This window comes from Paenibacillus sp. Y568, assembly GCF_059445545.1.
On record NZ_JCAIUM010000003.1, the window covers coordinates 346,470 to 364,315 of the forward strand.

Genomic DNA, 17,846 nt, shown 5'->3' on the forward strand with positions numbered 1-17,846 from the left:
AAATTATAAGGAATGATATATATATCTAAGGAGGGGACTTCATTGAAGGGTAAGATAGGGGGAAGGCAATATAATTTGTTATTCGTGGCTGAGCAATGGGAGTGGCACGACTTAGTCGCAGATGATTGGTTATCACCAGAAGTGGAGAAGCTCCGGAGAGATCATCCTGACGCAGTGGAATGGCTTGATATGCTGCCACATCTCAAGACCAATTACATAAGCGTTCGATTTCCGGATGGCAAGAATCCGAGTATATTTGGAACGATAGAATATGCGATGAATGCGACAAAGCACAATGATAAACGTGAAGTGAGAAAATTCCATTACTTTGTATATAAAGATACCTTAATTACGATTAACCTGGACGATCAGACATGGGAGGAATTGAATAGGAAGAATCGACTGACGATGTTGCAGCAATGTGAGCAAGCTGTAGAAGGATTATTAGTCATCGCTCGAACGGTTCTTCACTATCTCCATAAAGGGATGGATGTATTTGAATGCAATTTGCGTGAATTAGAACAAGAGATGGAACGAAGTAATAAACGATATCTAATGGATGAGATCTTAGCTTCGCGTTATGATTTGCTGTTTTGGAATAATTTATTTATCTCTTTTCAAGAGTTGGTTGTTGCTTCTAAGGAAGCATATTATGATGAGATGAAGGATAACCGGTTCTATAATCAATTGTTCTATAGAGTGGACAGAATGGAAACCTTATTTGTTCATTACAATAATGAAATAAACACCTTAATTTCAATTGATAATGCCGTTTCCGCTTTTAGAGGGAATGAGATCATGAAGACATTGACCATATTAACAGCCGTATTTACCCCAGCTACTGTTATCGGTGCCATCTGGGGTATGAACTTCGACATCATTCCATTCTCGAAAGTGTCTTGGGGGTTTGTAGGAATGATAGCGATTATTGGATTAACAACGACAGTAATGTATTTATGGATGCGTAAGAAGGGATGGACCGGTGATCTTCTTAAGGCAAATTCGAAGGAAAAGCATGTATAACTTCACTACTACTGATGTAAGAAATGGCCTGAAGATTCCTTGTGTAAGGATTTCTTCAGGCCATTTCTTATATCCCGCTGAAACGGATGCCGTCCTTGGAGAAGGATCACGCAGCTGTCTCTACTTGTAAGCATCAATATATTTCTGCAGGTCGCCAAGGTATTTACCAATGAGAGGCATATCCACGAAGATACTTAGGATATAACCAAGAATACCTAGAACAACAAAAGTTCCTACAGATAACCCCAGACCACGTGAGAGACCTGCTGTAAAGTTAGTAATGATCCTTTTCTTGGGGTTAGTGTAGTTCTCAACGATGTCTTTGAATTCAGCTTTATCAAGCATATCGGCAATTTGGTCAAGTCGAGTATTAAGATGCTTTACCTCATGCCTGAGTTCAAAAGGATGTTCATCCACTTCATAATTTCTGACTTTTGTCATAAGACATCCTCACTTTCGTTGTGAAATGTGGAAAATCATATATGTTGACGCAAGAAATAGCCAGCTTAGAAAGCCGGCTATTTCCTGTGAACGAACGGCTTAGTATTTTGTAGCGTTCAGTTCTTTCTGAGCATCTTTGGAAGTGTCTTTGATATCTTTAGCGGCATCTTTGGAAGTTTCTTTAACGTCGTTAGACACATGAGCTACTTCTTCAGATACATCAGAAGCAGAACTTCTTACGGTATCTACGATGTTATTAGTACCTTCAACAACGCTTTTAGCGACATCAGAAGATTTAGTAGAGACTGTTTTAGCAATTTCAGTTGCTTTATCACCTACAACACAGGCAACTTCCTTTGTCTTGTCAGTCATAAGGGATAACTTGTCGTTTAAATCTCCGCGTAGTTCATTACCTGGTTTTGGAGCAAACAATAGAGCTGCTGCAGCACCAATTAATCCACCAATCAATGCACCTTTAAAGAATGTACCGCCACTTTGAACTGGATAGTCTTTTTCTTCTTGATTCATACGAAATCACTCCTAAGTTATATTTTTAATAGGTAATAAGTATATTGTAGATCTAGGCAGCACGTCTAAATAAACGGTTTAATAAACCTAGTAAGAAAACAAAAATGGCTGTTCCCAGAATCGCTGGTACTACTGCAAATCCACCAATTTGAGGACCCCAACTACCAAATAACCAAGCTCCGATCCATGCTCCGACAAAACCGGCAATCATAGATCCTATTATACCTCCCGGCATATTATTACCTACCAGCGCGTCGCCGATAAATCCGATAATAATTGCCATTACTATACTAATAATTATACCCCACATAGTAAGACCTCCTTAGGTTTAAATGTTATGTTGTTGTTGTCTTGCTTACTTGTTAATTAAACTACAGGAGGACGGATGAAACAAGGTTAATTCTTCTTATAACTTGAATTAAGGGGCAGAAATCAGCCCATCTATAGGAAGTCATTCATAGGCTTTTTTTAAAATGATTGAAGTAATATAGCCACGGGTAAGTAATAAATATCAAATTCACACAATCAATTTATGTAAACTATGGAGGTGTTTTGAAATGATTAAGATCGTAACTTCAGCAGAACGCCATACGTCGGAGAAGGGTTGGATTCATAGTGAATTTAGCTTCTCATTTGCAGACTATGATGATCCGAGTAATTCCCACTTCGGTTGCCTACTTGCTCTTAATGATAATCAGTTACAACCTCAAGAAGGATTTAAGAAACATCCACATCATGATCTAGAGATTGTGAGTCTAGTTATCTCAGGAACGTTACAACATGAGGATGATCTGGGCAATCAACACGTATTAGAAGCAGGTACCGTTCAGGTTATGAGTGCAGGAACAGGAGTAAGCCATGCTGAGACTAATCCATCAACTACAGAGCCTGTTCGCTTCTTGCAAATGTGGTTTCTGCCCTCTCAACCTAATTTAGAACCAAGATGGGAATACAGGGATTTCTCTAAAGAGGCAATGACTAATCAATGGGCACCGGTTGTCGTTGGTCAGAATGTCATTAAACCAGAAGATCATTCATTGTCTATCCAACAAGATGTATCCATCTACTTACCAACTTTGGAGACAGGACAAGAACTTGTTTTTCCGCAAAAAGAGGAGAGAAGAACACATCTCTATCTTATTTCTGGTCATTTAGAAATAAAGTGCGATGAGGGTACCTTTCATTTAGAACCAGGAGACGCAGCACGAATTCATAAATCATGTGATTTGCATATTAAAGGAAGTAGTAGCGAGGGGAAATCGGAGTTCATTCTTGTAGATCTTCCTTGAGTAGTTGTATCTAAAAGTCTATATCATAACAAAGAGGGTGTTCCTATACCATAATGATGGCTAGGGCACCCTTATTGTTATGTCTTTCATTCTACTGACGGCGTAACCGTCCAAGTTCGGATACAAGGGATTCTACTTCCGAAATGCTAAGGTTATTCTTCTTCATAACTAATTCGTATATATCTTGTATATCTTCGTAATAATCTATTGAGAATGCGGAAGCCTGCATAGCTGCTCCACTTGCCATTCTTAACTTTGTTTTAATCTCTTCAATCATATATTCAATATTTTCTGGTGTTTTATTCGATAAATCCATTAATGGGACCATCCTCTCTTGATATGAAATACACTTCCTGTATTGTAACATGTCTTCACTAATCACTCCATGATTCAGGTGTAATCCTATCGTCTAAGTTACTTCTCAAGGCTTCTATTATGGAATACAATGAGGTAATTAGCACTTCTAATGAATTCCTATGATGGAGGGGATCGAATCAATGAGGGTAAGGGATGTACATCTTGTAAATGTTGCAAATGGACACTCTAAAAAGAAGAATGAGATGCAATTAGTTGAGTTCTTTCATCATATCGCAGCAGAGCATTCCTTAGATAACATTACATTCCTATGTATTGGAACGGACAGATCTACAGGTGATGCCTTGGGGCCACTTGTGGGAAGCCAACTATTGGAATATGGAATTCCTCATGTCGTGGGAAGTCTCGCCATGCCATGTGACGCAGGTAATCTGGAAGATCGATTAGCAGAAGTACCATCGGACCATACTATTATTGCGATCGATGCATGCTTAGGACAAACGACGGCTATAGGATCTTATTACATCTCTAGCGAACCATTACAACCGGCTCAATCCGTCGGATTGAATCTTCCTGCTGTAGGAGACTATAGTGTAGCTGCAGTGGTCAATTCGAACGGTCCTAGACCTTATTGGACATTGCAAGTTACTTCATTATATCAAGTTATGAACATGGCTCAACAAATTTCGCGATCTATAATGAAAGGCTTCGGAATCTTGAATTATTAATTAAACGGTTTCAAGATGACGCTTCTTGGATTAATAGTACATATGAAACGATACAGAACGAAACAGAAAGAAGGACTAACTATGGAAAAAGTATTATGTGATGGAAATACAATTTGTTATAAAGAACAAGGCCAAGGAGAACCTCTAGTGCTGCTGCACGGATTCTGTGGAAGTTCGGAATATTGGGATCAAGTTGTTCCATTGTTATCCGATCACTATCGCTGTATCGTACCTGACCTGAGAGGTCATGGAAGTTCAGATGCGCCCATGGGAGCATATACGATTGAGCAAATGGCGGATGATGTTCTTCACTTATTAGATTCACTGGAGCTTTCCAAAGTAACTCTCTTAGGGCATTCGCTAGGTGGATATATTACGCTATCATTTGTTCAGCGTTATTCCTCTAGATTGAATGGATTTGGACTTATTCACTCTACCGCTTTCCCGGATAGTGAAGAGGCAAAGGAGAAACGTCTTCTGGCGGTAAGTAGTATACAGACGCAAGGAATCACATCTTTTGTGGATAACATGATTCCTAGTTTATTTGCTCCAGATCATGTGGAATCACATCCAGAATGGATAAACATTGCAAAAGAAATTGGGTATAGAACACCACCGCAGGGGGCTTCTGGTGCTGCAATGGCCATGCGTGAACGTCCGGATCGTCGAGATGTGTTGTCAGCATCCGTTCTTCCCGTTTTACTTGTTGCAGGAGAACAGGATGGCATTATTTCACAAGATAAGACATTTACCGTGGACCAACCTAATGTCACTCAAGTAACGATTGCAGGGGCAGGACACATGAGTATGATTGAAGCACCTGATCAGTTGGCTAATCGTATTATTTCTTTTATGGACAAGGTGAAAAATAACTAACTTCATAACGAATTGTCATACAAATCCGGAGGCTTTTGAGCCCTTCGGATTTTTTGTGACGATGGATGGGACATCATTCGTTGCGAGCTTACTGGATTTGCTTGTATGAATGACTTACAATCGAAGATGAGTGGAACAAGAAACGTACGGAAATTGGGGATTATAAGGGGGATTTATATGTTTCGTAAAGACTACATCATTAGGATGATTGAGGAAATGACCCAAATGGTTGCCAAAGTATTTGATTTAAAAAAGGAACGGAAACATACAGAGGCCCTATGGGAAATAGATGAATTAATGAGTAAAGAGTTTCTTCTTAATTCACGTCTGTTAAATTCATTACCAGCGGAAGAAATAACGGATATGTTTCGTTTTGGCGGTACGGTTGAATCTGACAAGCTACAGGGTGCTGCGTATCTTCTAAATGAAGAGGGAAAAATATATATGGAACTAGGACAAAGCGATGAAGGTCTGACACGTTATATGAAATCATTACATCTATATTTAATTGCGGATATTCATGGTGCAAATAAGGAGTTGTTACACCTCCCAGAACAGATTGCTAACCTCCGGACACAGACCCAGGATTATCGCCTTCCGTTAAAAACAGAGCTTCTATTATTTCAATATCATGAGAAAATAGGAAGTTACGCAGAAGCTGAGGATGGGTTGTTTCGTCTTTTAGAACAAGACGGAATCGATCCAGCACAGGGGATCTCATTCTATGAACGACTCACGGGTCAAGAAGATGAAAGGCTAGAGCAAGGTAGGCTTCCAAGAGTGGAAGTGATGGAAGGGTTAATTGAAATGCAGCAAAATAGGAGTAAGAATGATTTGGATGAGCCAAGTTAATATGGTATTGTAACGGATAAGACAAACTTTTAGAAAGTGAGATGTACTCTTTTGGAATCATTACGCAAACTTATTCAACAGGTGATTGACGACTCTTCTATGATTACGGCAACGATAAGCCAACTTCGCAAGAAAGAAGGCATTTCATATACCAAAGTACAGATTAAACTGGTAGAGCTGAAAAAAGTACTGCATTATCAATTTGCTTATTATTACAGTAACAAGGTGGTTCATAAGAATGTCACGGCTTCGGAAGCTACACTTCTTTTAGAAGAACTTTTTGAGCAGACGTTCCGTCAAGGAATTATCTGTACTTCTGAAGCGGATTATCAAATTCTAATTAGCAAGAAGTTCAAGGTCTCGATTCTGACCAAATCTCCTTCTAAGACAGAAGCAGACTTATCTCATAATCGAAAGAAGCAGTATGTACTAGAAGAGGGACAACCGATTCCCTTCTTAGTAGAACTCGGAATCATGAATGAAGATGGTAAAGTATTGGCTCGCAGATATGATAAATTCAGACAGATCAATCGCTTTCTCGAGATGGTCGAGGATGTTCTTCCAAACTTGCCTGAGGATAGTCCATTGACCATTGTGGATTTCGGTTGTGGTAAATCTTATTTAACATTTGCGCTTTATCATTATTTAGCTATTCAAGAACGAAGAACGTTGAATGTGGTTGGACTAGACCTGAAGGTAGATGTCATTGAACATTGTAATCAGTTAGCTAGCAAATTGGAGTATAGTAATCTAAAGTTCCTTGTGGGAGACATCGCAGATTACAACGAACTAGAGAAGGTCGATATGGTAGTCACTCTTCATGCTTGTGATACAGCAACAGATGCCGCACTTGAGAAAGCCATTCGGTGGGATGCATCGGTTATTCTATCTGTACCGTGTTGCCAACATGAAGTATTCAATCAAGTGAAGAATTCCTTGTTAGACCCGTTGCTATCCCATGGCATATTGAAGGAACGATTCTCTGCGCTTGCGACAGATGGTGTGCGTGCTAAATTGTTAGATCTTATGGGTTACCGTACGCAACTGCTAGAGTTTATTGACATGGAACATACCCCCAAGAATATCCTTATTCGAGCAGTAAAAGGGGATAGTGGTGATCGGACTCAGTTATGGAAAGAATACACGGAGTTCCGTGATTTCCTGCATATATCTCCTTATTTAGAAAAGGCCTGTGCAGATCTTCTTCCATCCGGATCTAATCGTCAGTAGAATGAAGTATAACAATATCCATAACTTCCTATAATAAAGAAAGAGCCGCCCGTGCTGGGCGGTTTTTTTAAAATATAAGAATTTATAAGTATTTCTGCTTATAAATAGGATTATATTTCAACGCTAAACGTTTCATCGCCGCTAAAGGACGGCGAAGCCGTTTATGCTTGTGAAACGATGTGAAAGTTTAATAGGTTCAATATCGAATGGGATGGGATGGTTGTTCATATGAATCGTTGGGAGCGAAGATTATCAGGTGTTGGTTTGCTTGTGATGGGTGTTGTATGTTGCTTGCAGACAGGGGCCTTTTTTGCAACGGACTTATATAGGGTTGTACTTGGGATAAGTATGATCTCCTTGGTCCTTGGCATGTCTGTGCTAACTCGGAGCAATAAGATCGGGGAGAATACAACGAAACTTCCTGATATTTGGATACTCCTATGTCCTTTTCTTATAACGATCCTATTTGTCATACATCGATTATCTGAACCGCTATCTGCTCAAGGGACGACCGTTGAACTGTTGAAATGGGGATGGCTAGGGACGGTTGCTGTTATAGCTTATGCTGTGGGATCCAAGAAAGAGGGGAGAACTCTCCTTCAAGTAGGCTGGCATAGTATGGGATTATTACTTTCACTTAGTGCCATCTTTGATATCTACGGACTTATACATATTCCTTTCAATATTGTGTTCACATCGAATCCTGAAATAAGCGCTACAGGTGCAAGATTAGCTGGGATGATCCAGTATCCCAACACATTCGGTGCGATCATGGCCGCCTTCCTGTTGGAGCGGCTATTCGCATTGGTGCCGCTTATGAAGCAGCGGCCCACCAACCCTAGGGTGCTACTAGGCATTCTGCCGATAGCACCCTATGCCGCCGCGCTGCTCCTCAGCGAGTCGCGCGGCGCTTGGGTGGCTGCCGGCGTGGCCGCGGCCGCCGGCTTCGTGCTTGAGCGGCGGAGGCTGGTGCCGCCGCTCGTTCTTGCTGCCGCGCCATGCTTAGGCGCGGCTCTGTTGTACCGCCAGCTGGCACAGGTGCAGCTGGCTCCAGTTCTTTGGCCCAGCCTATTGTGGCTGGCTGGGCTGTGGGCCGGCAGCACGCTCGCCGGCCTAGGACTGTCGCGGCTGGTACACGGCCGCGCTCGTACATTCTCTACTTCACATAGTCGCGAGTTCTTGCTCAATAGCCATCTCAGCCATCCTCGTACTCGAAGGATCATGATGATGTTCGTTGCTGTGGTTCTATGGATCGCGAGTTGTGTTACAGTCTGGTTGACGGTGAACGAGAGACTCACCACAAACTATGGAACGGTATCAGCACGCTGGGTCATTTACCGAGATGCATGGAGACTAGTTCAACAAGCACCCTGGTTAGGCCAAGGAGGATATACTTGGCGGATGTCTTATGCTTCGATACAGTCCCAACCCTATGTAGGAAGTGAAGTTCATAGTGGATACCTAGACCTTTTATTAAATACCGGAATGATTGGATTTATGATTGTGGTGTTCATGTTGATTGGGATCGGTTGGATGTTATATAAGCAACAACGCACATTAGTACCTACTTATTTGGTATTCGTTCTTCACGCAGCAGTAGATTTTGATTGGAGTTTTGGGCTCGTATGGCTTCTAATCTTTTGGTTAGCAGCATGGGGATTCTCGTATCGCAATCATGCTCATCAAGGAGTTACACTTACCGCAAGTGACACTGATATTTCGGTTCCAAATGTAGAGTCTTTATCTACTCGATATCGTTTGAACTTAATCATGCCAACAGTCATTTGTATTATATGGTTATGTATAACGTTAGGTTTGACTGGATTATCCCTTCGTGGAGAGATGAGTAGTATTTTGCAGAAACAAGCTATGCAGACGCAGGATGCTGAATCTTCTCAGAGACTACTTCGTTCTTCCTTACGCTGGAATCCGATGAACACGGATGCAACACTTCAGTTCGTGCAGATATCTACACCGAAGGAAGCGATCCCGATACTGATACAAAGCTTATCCTATTCCCCACAACATCCTGGTCTAGTATGGAAGTTAGCATACGCTTATGGAGAGCTAGGTGAAAGTGAGCCATATATAAAATGGTTGTCCAAGAGCATTCTTTTAGATCCTTACAATACGGATAAACAAAGTCATAGTCTGGAGAGATTACTTACCTTATCCCTCGATCAATTATCTAGAGGGGATCGAGATGAATCCGATCGATTGGTCCGAATAGGGGTTAGCCAGTATAACGATTACAAGGATAAGGTTGAAGAATTAGTGCGACACCAAGAACAATTACATAATGATAGACAATTTCTATTAACAAAGGAAGCTAAGAAATGGGGCAGTCAGCTGGATATGCTGGCACAATCGCTGCCCGATTTATAACCATCTAATCCTTAACCTCCGAAAGCATCGCGAAAGGCGTGACACAACTTCTCGTGGTCGACTTGCCACATTGTTGCTAATTCTTCGCTGACCTCACGCTCCCACCACTGGTATTGCATTTTACGGTTGCTATGATTCTCATGAATCCAGATTAGATTTCCGATGACCTTACGGTAGTAATATTCTTCACCTTGTTTTAACAGTGGCTCTGGAATATGTGTCTTCATTCGTTTGAGTGTACGGTACAGCTCTTTATTACAAGCTCTACGAATCCCACGTGGTGTTGGAAGGGGTCTATCATTTTTTGACGTATGACTAGTGGGCATTATCCTCACTCCTCTCATCCACAACGTATGCGTGAAGATAGACGGAAGACACCCATATTACATTAATTGGGCTCAAGTAGAAGGGATGTCCTCTCTATGCTAGAATAGGAATTAGGATAGGAGATTCATTAGCTTATAAAAATACATAATGAAAGAGGGGACAGAGTGGAGCTTATTTCAGAAATGGTTAATCAGTTATTTCATTGGATTCAGAGTTTAGGTTATTTCGGTATCATGATTGGATTGATGGTAGAGGTTATTCCTAGTGAAATTGTACTTGCTTATGGCGGTTACCTTGTATTTACGGGCCAAATTAATTTCTTTGGAGCTGTCTTATTTGGTGTCATTGGCGGAGTTATAGCCCAAATATTTGTGTATTGGATTGGCCGTTATGGTGGTCGACCTATACTCGAGAAATATGGGAAATATATTTTCATTCATAAGAAACAGATCGATGCGTCAGAAGCATGGTTTCAAAAATATGGTGCAGGCGTGATCTTCACAGCACGATTTATTCCGATTGTACGACATGCGATTTCAATTCCAGCAGGAATGTCTCGTATGCATCTAGGTAAATTCACGGCATTAACGACTCTGGCAATTATCCCTTGGTCATTTTTGTTTGTATATCTAGGGAATTACTTAGGAGCACAGTGGGAGAATATTGATGAAACAGCAGGCCCTTACATTACACCGATTCTCTTAATAGCGCTTGCTTTATTAATTGTATATTTCCTTATGAAGTGGGTTAGAAACAAGAAGAAAGGGATGAGTCTATGAGAACTAATTTGGCTGATAAGCTTAGAACCGGGATTTCTCCCCAACAATTTATAGACGGCATGCAAAAGAATAAAGAGACGTTCCAAGCCAACTATGATGAATTCGTATGGGACAGTACTCTAGAACGCGAATTTTTTGGAAGTTTGAATCATCGCGATGATTTACGTGTACTCATTCTGGCTGCGGATTGGTGTGGAGATGTGGTGCGTAATGTACCGGTGGTATTCCATGCACTAGACACTGCAGGGATTCCTACTGAAGTCTTGATCCTTGAAGAGAACTTCGATGTGATGGACGAATTCCTTACCATGGGCGGAAGATCAGTTCCTGTAGTCATCTTTGTAGATACCGGAGGACATGTTCTAGGGTCTTGGGGACCTCGTCCGAAACATGTGCAACAATACATGATTGCCTTTAAGCAAGAGAATCCAGATCGTGAAGCAGCAGATTATGCCGAGAATATGGCTATTGTACGTTCACAAATGGTCGATGCTTATGGAGAAGGAGTAGATATCCGTGCAGCTATTCTTAAAGAACTGCGCGAATTGATATCGGGAATATAATAACGATGTTAAAAATGGATAGTTACTCCTTAGGTCCCCTACAGACGAATTGCTATTTGCTAACGAATGAAGAACAGGGCAAGGCCATTATTATAGATCCGGGTATGAATCCTGCTGCACTTATTAGAAAAATTGAGAACTTGGAGATCGAAGCTATTCTCTTAACCCATGCCCATTTCGATCATATGGGTGGAGTCGACGAGATTCGTAAACTCAAAGGCTGTCCGGTCTATTTACATGATTTAGAAAGTGATTGGCTTACAACGCCTAAATTGAATGGCTCTTTAATGTGGTCAGAGGTTTCACCACCATTGTCTACCGATCCTGCGGAGTATGATTTAGCTGGAGGACAACAATTGGAGCTTATAGGGCATCAATTCGCGGTGTATCATACACCAGGGCATTCTCCCGGAAGTGTTAGCTTCCTTGTTGGAGACGATCTTTTCTCCGGTGACGTATTATTTCGACTTGGGGTAGGACGTACGGATCTTCATGGGGGTAGAGAGCGGGATTTGTTTGATTCGATACACAATACGTTGTTTACACTAAAAGATGAAGTGAAAGTATATCCAGGTCATGGCCCACGGACAACGATTGGCTATGAACGTTCTAATAACCCGTACGTGTAACATATGATTTGAAATAGGAATATTTACCTGTACAAAAGATGACAAAGTGGTTACAATCTTGTTAGTTATTTGAATTACAAACCAAAAAAGCACGCAAGCTGAGGAATTGATCCCGGTTTGCGTGTTTTATTTTTTTGTTCAAAACTAAAACAAGTGCTTAAAAAAGTGTTGAGTAGCTTGACGCTACGATGCCGGATTGTCCTTCCGAGCGCTGTTGTACTCTGATTTCTTGATTATATACCGCTTGGCGGTAGAAATCAGAGTACAAAGCATATGCTTTCGGAGTAGCTTTCCTACAGAAAGCTTGTAGGCGACCACTAACGCTTCTCCAGGACAATTCCGTCATCTCCGCTACGGTTGCGACAATCAATACATTTTATAAACACCGTTATAGGTTTGAACTTTTTTGTATGTATTGAAAGAGAAATGAACGAAATGGTGAACCTATTCGTATTATATGTGTCGTGGATGGAAGAGGGGTGGAAGATGAGGACAGAGGAACAAGATAGAATCCAACTTGCGAAGCAGGGAGATGTTGATGTTCTAGCGGATCTAATACATGAACATTACGCTTTTATATATAAATACTTAGTCAAAGTGACGATGGATCCAGTTATGGCAGAGGATCTTACACAAGATACCATGATCCGTTGTATCGAGAAAATACGCTTATATGATGGCTCCTCCTCATTCTCTTCTTGGCTCATGACGATAGGGACCAGGCTATATATTGATCAGATGCGTCGTAAAAAGAGAGAGAAAAGTTGGCTCTTTAAGGAGCGAGGTATTCGTAAGATGAAGTGGCAGTTTGAGAGCAAGAATGAGGAATGGGACGATATATTAGAGTCGTTAGCACGACTAACCACGGAACATCGCGTAGCTGTATTACTTAAACATTACTATGGATATACCTATGAGGAAATTGGAGAGATGCTCTGCATACCCTCTGGAACTGTTAAATCAAGAGTTGCGGTGGGTATTCGCCAATTAAGAGAGGAGATGAGATAACCATGGATTGGACAGATGAGAAAGGAACGGAGGAAGAGATGATCCTCAACGAACTAAGACAAAGTTTAGATAGAATGGATCATGTACTGGATCATCCTTCGCTGCTCTCCAAAGAACAGGTGAAGGATCATATTAAGGAAACTTTCCAAAAAAGACGTCGGAAATCGATGGTGTTGGAGTTGTTGCTGTTCTGGTTAGTCTCATTATTCGTCCTTGGCAGTGGCACGCTATTAGCATACTCAGCTCCTTGGAGTCTTTGGCTTATTCAGGGGATAGGTTTTAGTGTGGCCGTTGGTATTGTTATACGGTTTTTCGTTCAGCGGAGAAAAGAGGGAATGGAATGAGTGAACTTAAGGAACTACCCTTATGGTTTTATGTAATCATCGTTCCGATTGTGTTGTTACAAGGAACATGGATGTTTATAGATGCTAGTAAACGTGGGAAGTGGCGATGGTTCTGGGGAATATGGGGGTTAATGAATGTACCTACACCCATCCTGATTTACCTCTTTTTCGTTCGGTTACCTGATGAACGTAAGAAATCACATGCAAGAAAGGACGATTAATATGGAAGAAATAGTTGCTTATTTACCATTAATTCTACCGATCTTAATTCTACAGCTTGTCCTTGCTGTGATTGGGTTGATATCTCTTTTTAAAGCTGAAAAGGTTCTAGGTCCTAAGTGGATATGGGTCATTATTATTGTATGTGGAAATATAGTTGGCAGCATTCTCTATTTCATTATTGGAAGGAAAGAAGCGTAATGGGCTTACTAAGCGTGACAGGACTGACCAAGAGTTACGGTAAAGAAAGTGCTGTTAAAGGATTAACCTTTCAGCTAGAACAAGGAAGATGTGTGGCTTTATTAGGCGCTAATGGTGCGGGGAAAACAACGACTTTGCGAATGCTTGCAGGGCTTATTCAACCTTCGTCAGGTGAGATCATCTTTGGCGAACAGCCTGGGGTCACAGATTATCGGAGGTGGCTTGGATATTTGCCTCAGCATCCTACATTTTATGGCTGGATGTCCGGCCAAGAATATATTCGGTTTGCAGCTGGACTTAGTGGTATGAACCCAAAGGAAGCTGCCGATCGAGCAAATATTGTCCTTGCGAAGGTTGGATTACTAGATGCAGCTAAACGTCGGATATCTGGATATTCTGGAGGGATGAAACAACGCCTCGGACTAGCGCAAGCACTCGTTCATGAACCTAGATTATTATTGCTTGATGAACCGGTCTCTGCCCTTGATCCTATTGGACGGAGGGAAGTGATTAACCTTCTTCGTCAAATCAGGGAAGAGACAACCGTTTTATTCTCCACGCATGTTCTACATGACGCTGAAGAGATTTGTGATGATATCCTTGTTATGGCCAAAGGACAATTAGCGGAACAAGGATCTCTCACTTCGTTAAGAGAGAAGTACCGCCAGCCCCAAGTGATCGTTCAAGTGGAGAGAGAACAGGAAGCATTATTATGGCTTCATTCGTTGAAGGATAAACCGTATGTCATACAGGCCGAGATGAAGGGAGATATTGCGGAACTAACAGTCCATGATCTGAGATCCGCAAGAGATGAACTTATAAGAGAAACTATGGAGAAACATATTCCTCTTGTGAAGTTCGAAGCTGGAAGCTCTACGTTAGAGGATATGTTTGTTAAGGTGGTGAGTGGGCAATGAAAGGCTCATGGATATTTTATCGAAAAGAACTGCTAGACATGTCCCGTAGCTTCAAACTCCTATGGATTCCCATCGTATTTGCCCTCTTAGGAATTATGCAGCCCGTTGTAAGCCTATTTATGCCGGATATATTGCAAATGTCTGGGGGAGTCCCACCAGAGATGTTCTCATTGTATACGACACCAGCCCCATCGGAGGTAATGGTTCAAGTGTTAAGCCAATATAGCACACTAGGTATTCTAATCCTCGTACTTGCAGGTATGAATAGTGTATCAGGGGAACGCTATGGGGGAACTGCAGAATTAATTATGGTACGACCTATTTCATCTCTTTCTATCATCATAGCTAAGTGGTTTGCCCTATGTACACAGTTACTCATTGCCTTTGGTGTTGGATATGTGGCGGCATTCTACTATACCTATCAAATGATAGGGGCTTTATCGTGGAAGAGTGGTCTACTATCATTTGGATTATATGCTCTTTGGCTTATATTAGGGGTGACGATTACTCTCTTATTTAGTACCATTCTGAGAGGAGCGCCAGCGGCATTCGTCACTATAGCTATTCTAGCCTTACTTTCACTTTTGCACAGCATTCTTCCTAAATGGTTGGTATGGAGCCCAGCACGCCTAACAAGCCTTGCTACAGAAGCGTTGATTGGTAATGTTGTATCCATATCTTCCATCGTTATGTGCTCAATAATGACCATGGGTATCATTGTTCTTTCACTTCTTGGCGCATCCCGTCTCCTCCAACGAAGGGGACTTCCCAACTAGTTACGAGTTAATCTTTATAGCTACCATAGACACCACTATCTTTTTTTAGTAGACTATAGATTATCTTATTGACATCTAGGAGGTAGACGATGCTACGTATTGGGGAAAAAATTGTAATCGTCGAGGACGCCTTTGAGCAGAATCTTCCGATCGGTGAATATGGTTATATTATTGCTTATGACCGCAATCCCGATAATGCATTTGATTATGTCATTCGTGTACCGAAAGTGAATCGTAACTTTTTCGTACCTAATGATGATGTTGAGCTGGAAGAAAGGCTCATGCAAGAGGAAGTTGAGCGTACAACACAAGAAGCGCTAATCGATTACGCATTGGCGACATATAATGAGGAGCTATTTCATCATGTGATGAACGGCGATCCAGAATCTGTTGAAGAAGACGAGATGCTTTCGACAGAAGCATTGTCCCAGGCAGAATTTATTAAACAGGTAAATCTTCGTGCATGGATATAGAAGAGTCGGCATATGCCGACTCTTTTTGCTAATAAGAATAAGGTTGTTGATTCCATGTGATTGAATTGTGATAAGTTCTATCCTATAATTATAAACATTATCCTGAGGCCAGTGGCTTTAATCCTGTACTACTTGAGAAAGAATAGGGAGGAATAGAAATTACATGAATATATCGAGCCAAGATGTTCAACATGTGGCCAAGCTTGCGAGACTTAACTTAAGCTCGGAGGAAGAGCTAATGTTTACAGAGCAGTTGAATGCGATTTTGCAATATGCAGAGAAGTTAGATGGATTGGATACGGAAGGTATTGAACCGACCACACACGTTCTTCATCTTAGCAACGTCATGCGTGAGGATGAGCAACGCGAGAGCTTACCGATTGAGAAGGTACTCCTTAATGCACCTGAAGATGAAGATGGACAATTTAAAGTTCCGGCCGTTTTGGAATAAGGGTCTTATTATGGAAGGGAGGATTTACAGTTGAGCCTGTTCGATTATACATTATCTGAAATACATAACAAGATGAATGACGGAGAATTGTCTCCTACGGATTTGGTGGATCAGGCATTCAAGACGATCCATGAACGTGATAACCGTGTTGGGGCTTATCTTACGTTAGATGAAGAGAAGGCAAGAGCTACAGCACGTAGACTAGATGACCAACTGAATGCAGGCGGGGAGCGGGGATTACTGTTCGGGCTACCTGTGGGTCTTAAGGACAATATCGTGACTGAAGGTCTGCGTACGACTTGTGCAAGTCAATTCCTTCGCAACTTTAACCCTGTTTATGATGCTACTGTGACGAAGAAACTACGTCATGCCGATTCCGTGATCCTTGGTAAATTGAACATGGATGAGTTCGCTATGGGCGGATCTAACGAGAATTCAAGTTTCCATCCTGTTCGTAATCCGTGGAATCTAGACTATGTACCAGGTGGTTCTAGTGGTGGTTCTGCTGCTTCTGTAGCAGCAGGTGAAGCTTATTTCACACTCGGTTCCGACACAGGAGGCTCCATTCGCCAGCCTGCTTCATATTGTGGTGTCGTAGGCTTGAAGCCAACGTATGGTTTGGTATCACGATTTGGATTAGTAGCCTTTGCTTCCTCTCTAGATCAGATCGGACCAATAACGAAGAACGTTGAAGATTCTGCTTACGTATTACAGGCTATTGCTGGGTATGATTCTATGGATTCAACATCAGCCAATGTGACTATTCCTGATTATCTAAGTGCTTTAACTGGAGATGTCAAAGGGCTTCGTATTGCTGTACCGAAAGAATACATGGGTGAAGGTGTCGATCCTCAAGTTAAAGAGAAGATTATGGATGCCTTGAAAGTACTTGAGGGCTTGGGTGCAGTATGGGAAGAAGTTTCCTTACCACATACGGAATATGCAGTAGCTACTTACTACTTGCTTGCATCCTCTGAAGCTTCTTCGAATTTGGCGCGATTCGATGGTGTTCGATATGGCGTTCGTGCAGAGAACCCAGCGAACCTACTTGATCTTTATCACGAGTCTCGTAGTCAAGGGTTTGGCCCAGAAGTGAAACGACGGATCATGTTGGGTACGTATGCCTTAAGTTCTGGGTATTATGATGCCTATTATTTAAAAGCACAGAAAGTACGTACATTAATCAAACGTGACTTCGATCAAGTATTTGAGAAGTATGATATTATCATCGGACCAACGGCTCCTACGACAGCTTTTAAATTAGGCTCGCAGGTAGATAATCCGCTTACGATGTATTTAAATGATATTCTAACCATTCCGGTCAGTCTTGCAGGTGTTCCTGCTGTAAGTGTTCCATGTGGTTTCGCAGATGGCATGCCAGTCGGTATGCAAATCATTGGTAAGGCATTTGATGAGTCTACAATGCTACGTGTAGCGCATGCCTTCGAACAGAATACGGATCATCATACGAAACGACCTAACGTGTAGCGAT

General features: G+C 41.6%; 24 protein-coding genes. 19 read left to right on the plus strand and 5 right to left on the minus strand.

The genetic code is table 11. The annotated features are described in order from the left end of the window. The first annotated feature begins 42 nt into the window (after positions 1–42). The gene (locus AC1D7X_RS06745) at positions 43–1,023 is read left to right on the plus strand and encodes a magnesium transporter CorA family protein (protein ID WP_495456016.1); all 981 of its coding nucleotides are present in this window, start codon (positions 43–45) and stop codon (positions 1,021–1,023) included. A 120-nt stretch (positions 1,024–1,143) separates the two neighbouring features. Here AC1D7X_RS06745 and AC1D7X_RS06750 read toward each other — a convergent pair whose 3' ends face one another. The 3 genes from AC1D7X_RS06750 to AC1D7X_RS06760 all read right to left on the minus strand — a co-directional run bounded on the left by AC1D7X_RS06750 (position 1,144) and on the right by AC1D7X_RS06760 (position 2,302). After that, positions 1,144–1,464: a DUF5665 domain-containing protein gene (locus tag AC1D7X_RS06750; RefSeq protein ID WP_495456017.1), complete on the minus strand. Its 321-nt coding sequence runs from the start codon at positions 1,462–1,464 to the stop codon at positions 1,144–1,146. 99 nt (positions 1,465–1,563) lie between these two features. Beyond that, positions 1,564–1,992, minus strand: coding sequence for a YtxH domain-containing protein (locus tag AC1D7X_RS06755; RefSeq protein ID WP_495456018.1), 429 nt, complete (start codon positions 1,990–1,992; stop codon positions 1,564–1,566). A 52-nt stretch (positions 1,993–2,044) separates the two neighbouring features. Further along, positions 2,045–2,302: a GlsB/YeaQ/YmgE family stress response membrane protein gene (locus tag AC1D7X_RS06760; RefSeq protein ID WP_495456019.1), complete on the minus strand. Its 258-nt coding sequence runs from the start codon at positions 2,300–2,302 to the stop codon at positions 2,045–2,047. Positions 2,303–2,549: 247 nt separating this feature from the next. On the opposite strand from AC1D7X_RS06760, the gene AC1D7X_RS06765 reads away from it, so the two are divergent. After that, positions 2,550–3,281: a pirin family protein gene (locus AC1D7X_RS06765; protein WP_495456020.1), complete on the plus strand. Its 732-nt coding sequence runs from the start codon at positions 2,550–2,552 to the stop codon at positions 3,279–3,281. A gap of 91 nt (positions 3,282–3,372) precedes the next feature. Here the strand turns inward: AC1D7X_RS06765 and AC1D7X_RS06770 are convergent, their stop codons facing one another. Continuing rightward, complete coding sequence (locus AC1D7X_RS06770; RefSeq protein ID WP_495456021.1) at positions 3,373–3,597, minus strand: DUF1128 domain-containing protein; 225 nt, start codon at positions 3,595–3,597, stop codon at positions 3,373–3,375. Between the two features lie 181 nt (positions 3,598–3,778). Here AC1D7X_RS06770 and yyaC point away from each other — a divergent pair, with 181 nt between their 5' ends. From yyaC to AC1D7X_RS06795, 5 genes are all read left to right on the plus strand, one after another. Further along, positions 3,779–4,324 carry a spore protease YyaC gene (yyaC, locus tag AC1D7X_RS06775; protein WP_495456022.1) on the plus strand — a complete coding sequence of 182 codons (546 nt, stop codon included), beginning with the start codon at positions 3,779–3,781 and terminating at the stop codon, positions 4,322–4,324. Positions 4,325–4,405: 81 nt separating this feature from the next. Continuing rightward, a complete protein-coding gene (locus tag AC1D7X_RS06780) occupies positions 4,406–5,200 on the plus strand; it encodes an alpha/beta fold hydrolase (RefSeq protein WP_495456076.1) in 795 nt (264 codons plus the stop codon). 177 nt (positions 5,201–5,377) lie between these two features. Further along, positions 5,378–6,052 (plus strand): DUF6483 family protein, encoded by a 675-nt coding sequence (locus tag AC1D7X_RS06785; RefSeq protein WP_495456023.1) that lies wholly within the window; start codon positions 5,378–5,380, stop codon positions 6,050–6,052. Positions 6,053–6,103: 51 nt separating this feature from the next. Continuing rightward, complete coding sequence (locus AC1D7X_RS06790) at positions 6,104–7,282, plus strand: class I SAM-dependent methyltransferase (RefSeq protein ID WP_495456024.1); 1,179 nt, start codon at positions 6,104–6,106, stop codon at positions 7,280–7,282. A 228-nt stretch (positions 7,283–7,510) separates the two neighbouring features. After that, positions 7,511–9,667 carry an O-antigen ligase family protein gene (locus AC1D7X_RS06795; RefSeq protein ID WP_495456025.1) on the plus strand — a complete coding sequence of 719 codons (2,157 nt, stop codon included), beginning with the start codon at positions 7,511–7,513 and terminating at the stop codon, positions 9,665–9,667. Positions 9,668–9,678: 11 nt separating this feature from the next. Here the strand turns inward: AC1D7X_RS06795 and AC1D7X_RS06800 are convergent, their stop codons facing one another. Further along, on the minus strand, positions 9,679–9,993 hold the full coding sequence (locus tag AC1D7X_RS06800; RefSeq protein WP_495456026.1) for a dehydrogenase: 315 nt from the start codon (positions 9,991–9,993) through the stop codon (positions 9,679–9,681). 183 nt (positions 9,994–10,176) lie between these two features. Here AC1D7X_RS06800 and uptA point away from each other — a divergent pair, with 183 nt between their 5' ends. From uptA to gatA, 12 genes are all read left to right on the plus strand, one after another. Further along, a complete protein-coding gene (gene uptA, locus AC1D7X_RS06805; RefSeq protein ID WP_495456077.1) occupies positions 10,177–10,773 on the plus strand; it encodes an undecaprenyl phosphate transporter UptA in 597 nt (198 codons plus the stop codon). Beyond that, entirely contained in the window at positions 10,770–11,336 is a 567-nt protein-coding gene (locus tag AC1D7X_RS06810; RefSeq protein WP_495456027.1) for a thioredoxin family protein, read from the plus strand. The genes uptA and AC1D7X_RS06810 overlap by 4 nt, the downstream gene beginning before the upstream one ends. A 5-nt stretch (positions 11,337–11,341) precedes the next feature. Continuing rightward, positions 11,342–11,965 carry an MBL fold metallo-hydrolase gene (locus AC1D7X_RS06815; protein ID WP_495474888.1) on the plus strand — a complete coding sequence of 208 codons (624 nt, stop codon included), beginning with the start codon at positions 11,342–11,344 and terminating at the stop codon, positions 11,963–11,965. Between the two features lie 486 nt (positions 11,966–12,451). Further along, a complete protein-coding gene (gene sigY / locus AC1D7X_RS06820; RefSeq protein ID WP_495456078.1) occupies positions 12,452–12,973 on the plus strand; it encodes an RNA polymerase sigma factor SigY in 522 nt (173 codons plus the stop codon). A gap of 2 nt (positions 12,974–12,975) precedes the next feature. Next, positions 12,976–13,317: a YxlC family protein gene (locus tag AC1D7X_RS06825; protein WP_495456030.1), complete on the plus strand. Its 342-nt coding sequence runs from the start codon at positions 12,976–12,978 to the stop codon at positions 13,315–13,317. After that, positions 13,314–13,538, plus strand: coding sequence for a sigmaY antisigma factor component (locus tag AC1D7X_RS06830; RefSeq protein ID WP_495456031.1), 225 nt, complete (start codon positions 13,314–13,316; stop codon positions 13,536–13,538). The genes AC1D7X_RS06825 and AC1D7X_RS06830 overlap by 4 nt, the downstream gene beginning before the upstream one ends. 1 nt (position 13,539) lies before the next feature. Beyond that, positions 13,540–13,737, plus strand: coding sequence for a PLD nuclease N-terminal domain-containing protein (locus AC1D7X_RS06835; RefSeq protein ID WP_495456032.1), 198 nt, complete (start codon positions 13,540–13,542; stop codon positions 13,735–13,737). After that, a complete protein-coding gene (locus tag AC1D7X_RS06840; protein ID WP_495456033.1) occupies positions 13,737–14,654 on the plus strand; it encodes an ABC transporter ATP-binding protein in 918 nt (305 codons plus the stop codon). Before AC1D7X_RS06835 ends, AC1D7X_RS06840 begins: the two co-directional genes overlap by 1 nt. Next, entirely contained in the window at positions 14,651–15,430 is a 780-nt protein-coding gene (locus AC1D7X_RS06845) for an ABC transporter permease (RefSeq protein WP_495456034.1), read from the plus strand. The genes AC1D7X_RS06840 and AC1D7X_RS06845 overlap by 4 nt, the downstream gene beginning before the upstream one ends. An 89-nt stretch (positions 15,431–15,519) precedes the next feature. Continuing rightward, on the plus strand, positions 15,520–15,903 hold the full coding sequence (locus tag AC1D7X_RS06850) for an ATPase (protein WP_495456035.1): 384 nt from the start codon (positions 15,520–15,522) through the stop codon (positions 15,901–15,903). A gap of 163 nt (positions 15,904–16,066) precedes the next feature. Beyond that, the gene (gene gatC, locus AC1D7X_RS06855; RefSeq protein ID WP_495456036.1) at positions 16,067–16,354 is read left to right on the plus strand and encodes an Asp-tRNA(Asn)/Glu-tRNA(Gln) amidotransferase subunit GatC; all 288 of its coding nucleotides are present in this window, start codon (positions 16,067–16,069) and stop codon (positions 16,352–16,354) included. Between the two features lie 30 nt (positions 16,355–16,384). Further along, a complete protein-coding gene (gene gatA / locus AC1D7X_RS06860) occupies positions 16,385–17,842 on the plus strand; it encodes an Asp-tRNA(Asn)/Glu-tRNA(Gln) amidotransferase subunit GatA (RefSeq protein WP_495456037.1) in 1,458 nt (485 codons plus the stop codon). Positions 17,843–17,846 lie beyond the last annotated feature (4 nt).

Bases quoted from the DNA above. Each gene is read 5' to 3' on its own strand.
- AC1D7X_RS06755 (WP_495456018.1), bottom strand. From the start codon at position 1,992: ATGAATCAAGAAGAAAAAGACTATCCAGTTCAAAGTGGCGGTACATTC.
- AC1D7X_RS06765 (WP_495456020.1), top strand. From the start codon at position 2,550: ATGATTAAGATCGTAACTTCAGCAGAACGCCATACGTCGGAGAAGGGT.
- AC1D7X_RS06810 (WP_495456027.1), top strand. From the start codon at position 10,770: ATGAGAACTAATTTGGCTGATAAGCTTAGAACCGGGATTTCTCCCCAA.
- AC1D7X_RS06795 (WP_495456025.1), top strand. From the start codon at position 7,511: ATGAATCGTTGGGAGCGAAGATTATCAGGTGTTGGTTTGCTTGTGATG.
- AC1D7X_RS06830 (WP_495456031.1), top strand. From the start codon at position 13,314: ATGAGTGAACTTAAGGAACTACCCTTATGGTTTTATGTAATCATCGTT.
- sigY (WP_495456078.1), top strand. From the start codon at position 12,452: ATGAGGACAGAGGAACAAGATAGAATCCAACTTGCGAAGCAGGGAGAT.
- yyaC (WP_495456022.1), top strand. From the start codon at position 3,779: ATGAGGGTAAGGGATGTACATCTTGTAAATGTTGCAAATGGACACTCT.
- gatC (WP_495456036.1), top strand. From the start codon at position 16,067: ATGAATATATCGAGCCAAGATGTTCAACATGTGGCCAAGCTTGCGAGA.
- AC1D7X_RS06800 (WP_495456026.1), bottom strand. From the start codon at position 9,993: ATGCCCACTAGTCATACGTCAAAAAATGATAGACCCCTTCCAACACCA.
- AC1D7X_RS06760 (WP_495456019.1), bottom strand. From the start codon at position 2,302: ATGTGGGGTATAATTATTAGTATAGTAATGGCAATTATTATCGGATTT.
- uptA (WP_495456077.1), top strand. From the start codon at position 10,177: ATGGTTAATCAGTTATTTCATTGGATTCAGAGTTTAGGTTATTTCGGT.
- AC1D7X_RS06825 (WP_495456030.1), top strand. From the start codon at position 12,976: ATGGATTGGACAGATGAGAAAGGAACGGAGGAAGAGATGATCCTCAAC.
- AC1D7X_RS06750 (WP_495456017.1), bottom strand. From the start codon at position 1,464: ATGACAAAAGTCAGAAATTATGAAGTGGATGAACATCCTTTTGAACTC.
- AC1D7X_RS06815 (WP_495474888.1), top strand. From the start codon at position 11,342: ATGTTAAAAATGGATAGTTACTCCTTAGGTCCCCTACAGACGAATTGC.
- AC1D7X_RS06835 (WP_495456032.1), top strand. From the start codon at position 13,540: ATGGAAGAAATAGTTGCTTATTTACCATTAATTCTACCGATCTTAATT.
- AC1D7X_RS06845 (WP_495456034.1), top strand. From the start codon at position 14,651: ATGAAAGGCTCATGGATATTTTATCGAAAAGAACTGCTAGACATGTCC.
- AC1D7X_RS06780 (WP_495456076.1), top strand. From the start codon at position 4,406: ATGGAAAAAGTATTATGTGATGGAAATACAATTTGTTATAAAGAACAA.
- AC1D7X_RS06840 (WP_495456033.1), top strand. From the start codon at position 13,737: ATGGGCTTACTAAGCGTGACAGGACTGACCAAGAGTTACGGTAAAGAA.
- AC1D7X_RS06850 (WP_495456035.1), top strand. From the start codon at position 15,520: ATGCTACGTATTGGGGAAAAAATTGTAATCGTCGAGGACGCCTTTGAG.
- AC1D7X_RS06785 (WP_495456023.1), top strand. From the start codon at position 5,378: ATGTTTCGTAAAGACTACATCATTAGGATGATTGAGGAAATGACCCAA.
- AC1D7X_RS06770 (WP_495456021.1), bottom strand. From the start codon at position 3,597: ATGGATTTATCGAATAAAACACCAGAAAATATTGAATATATGATTGAA.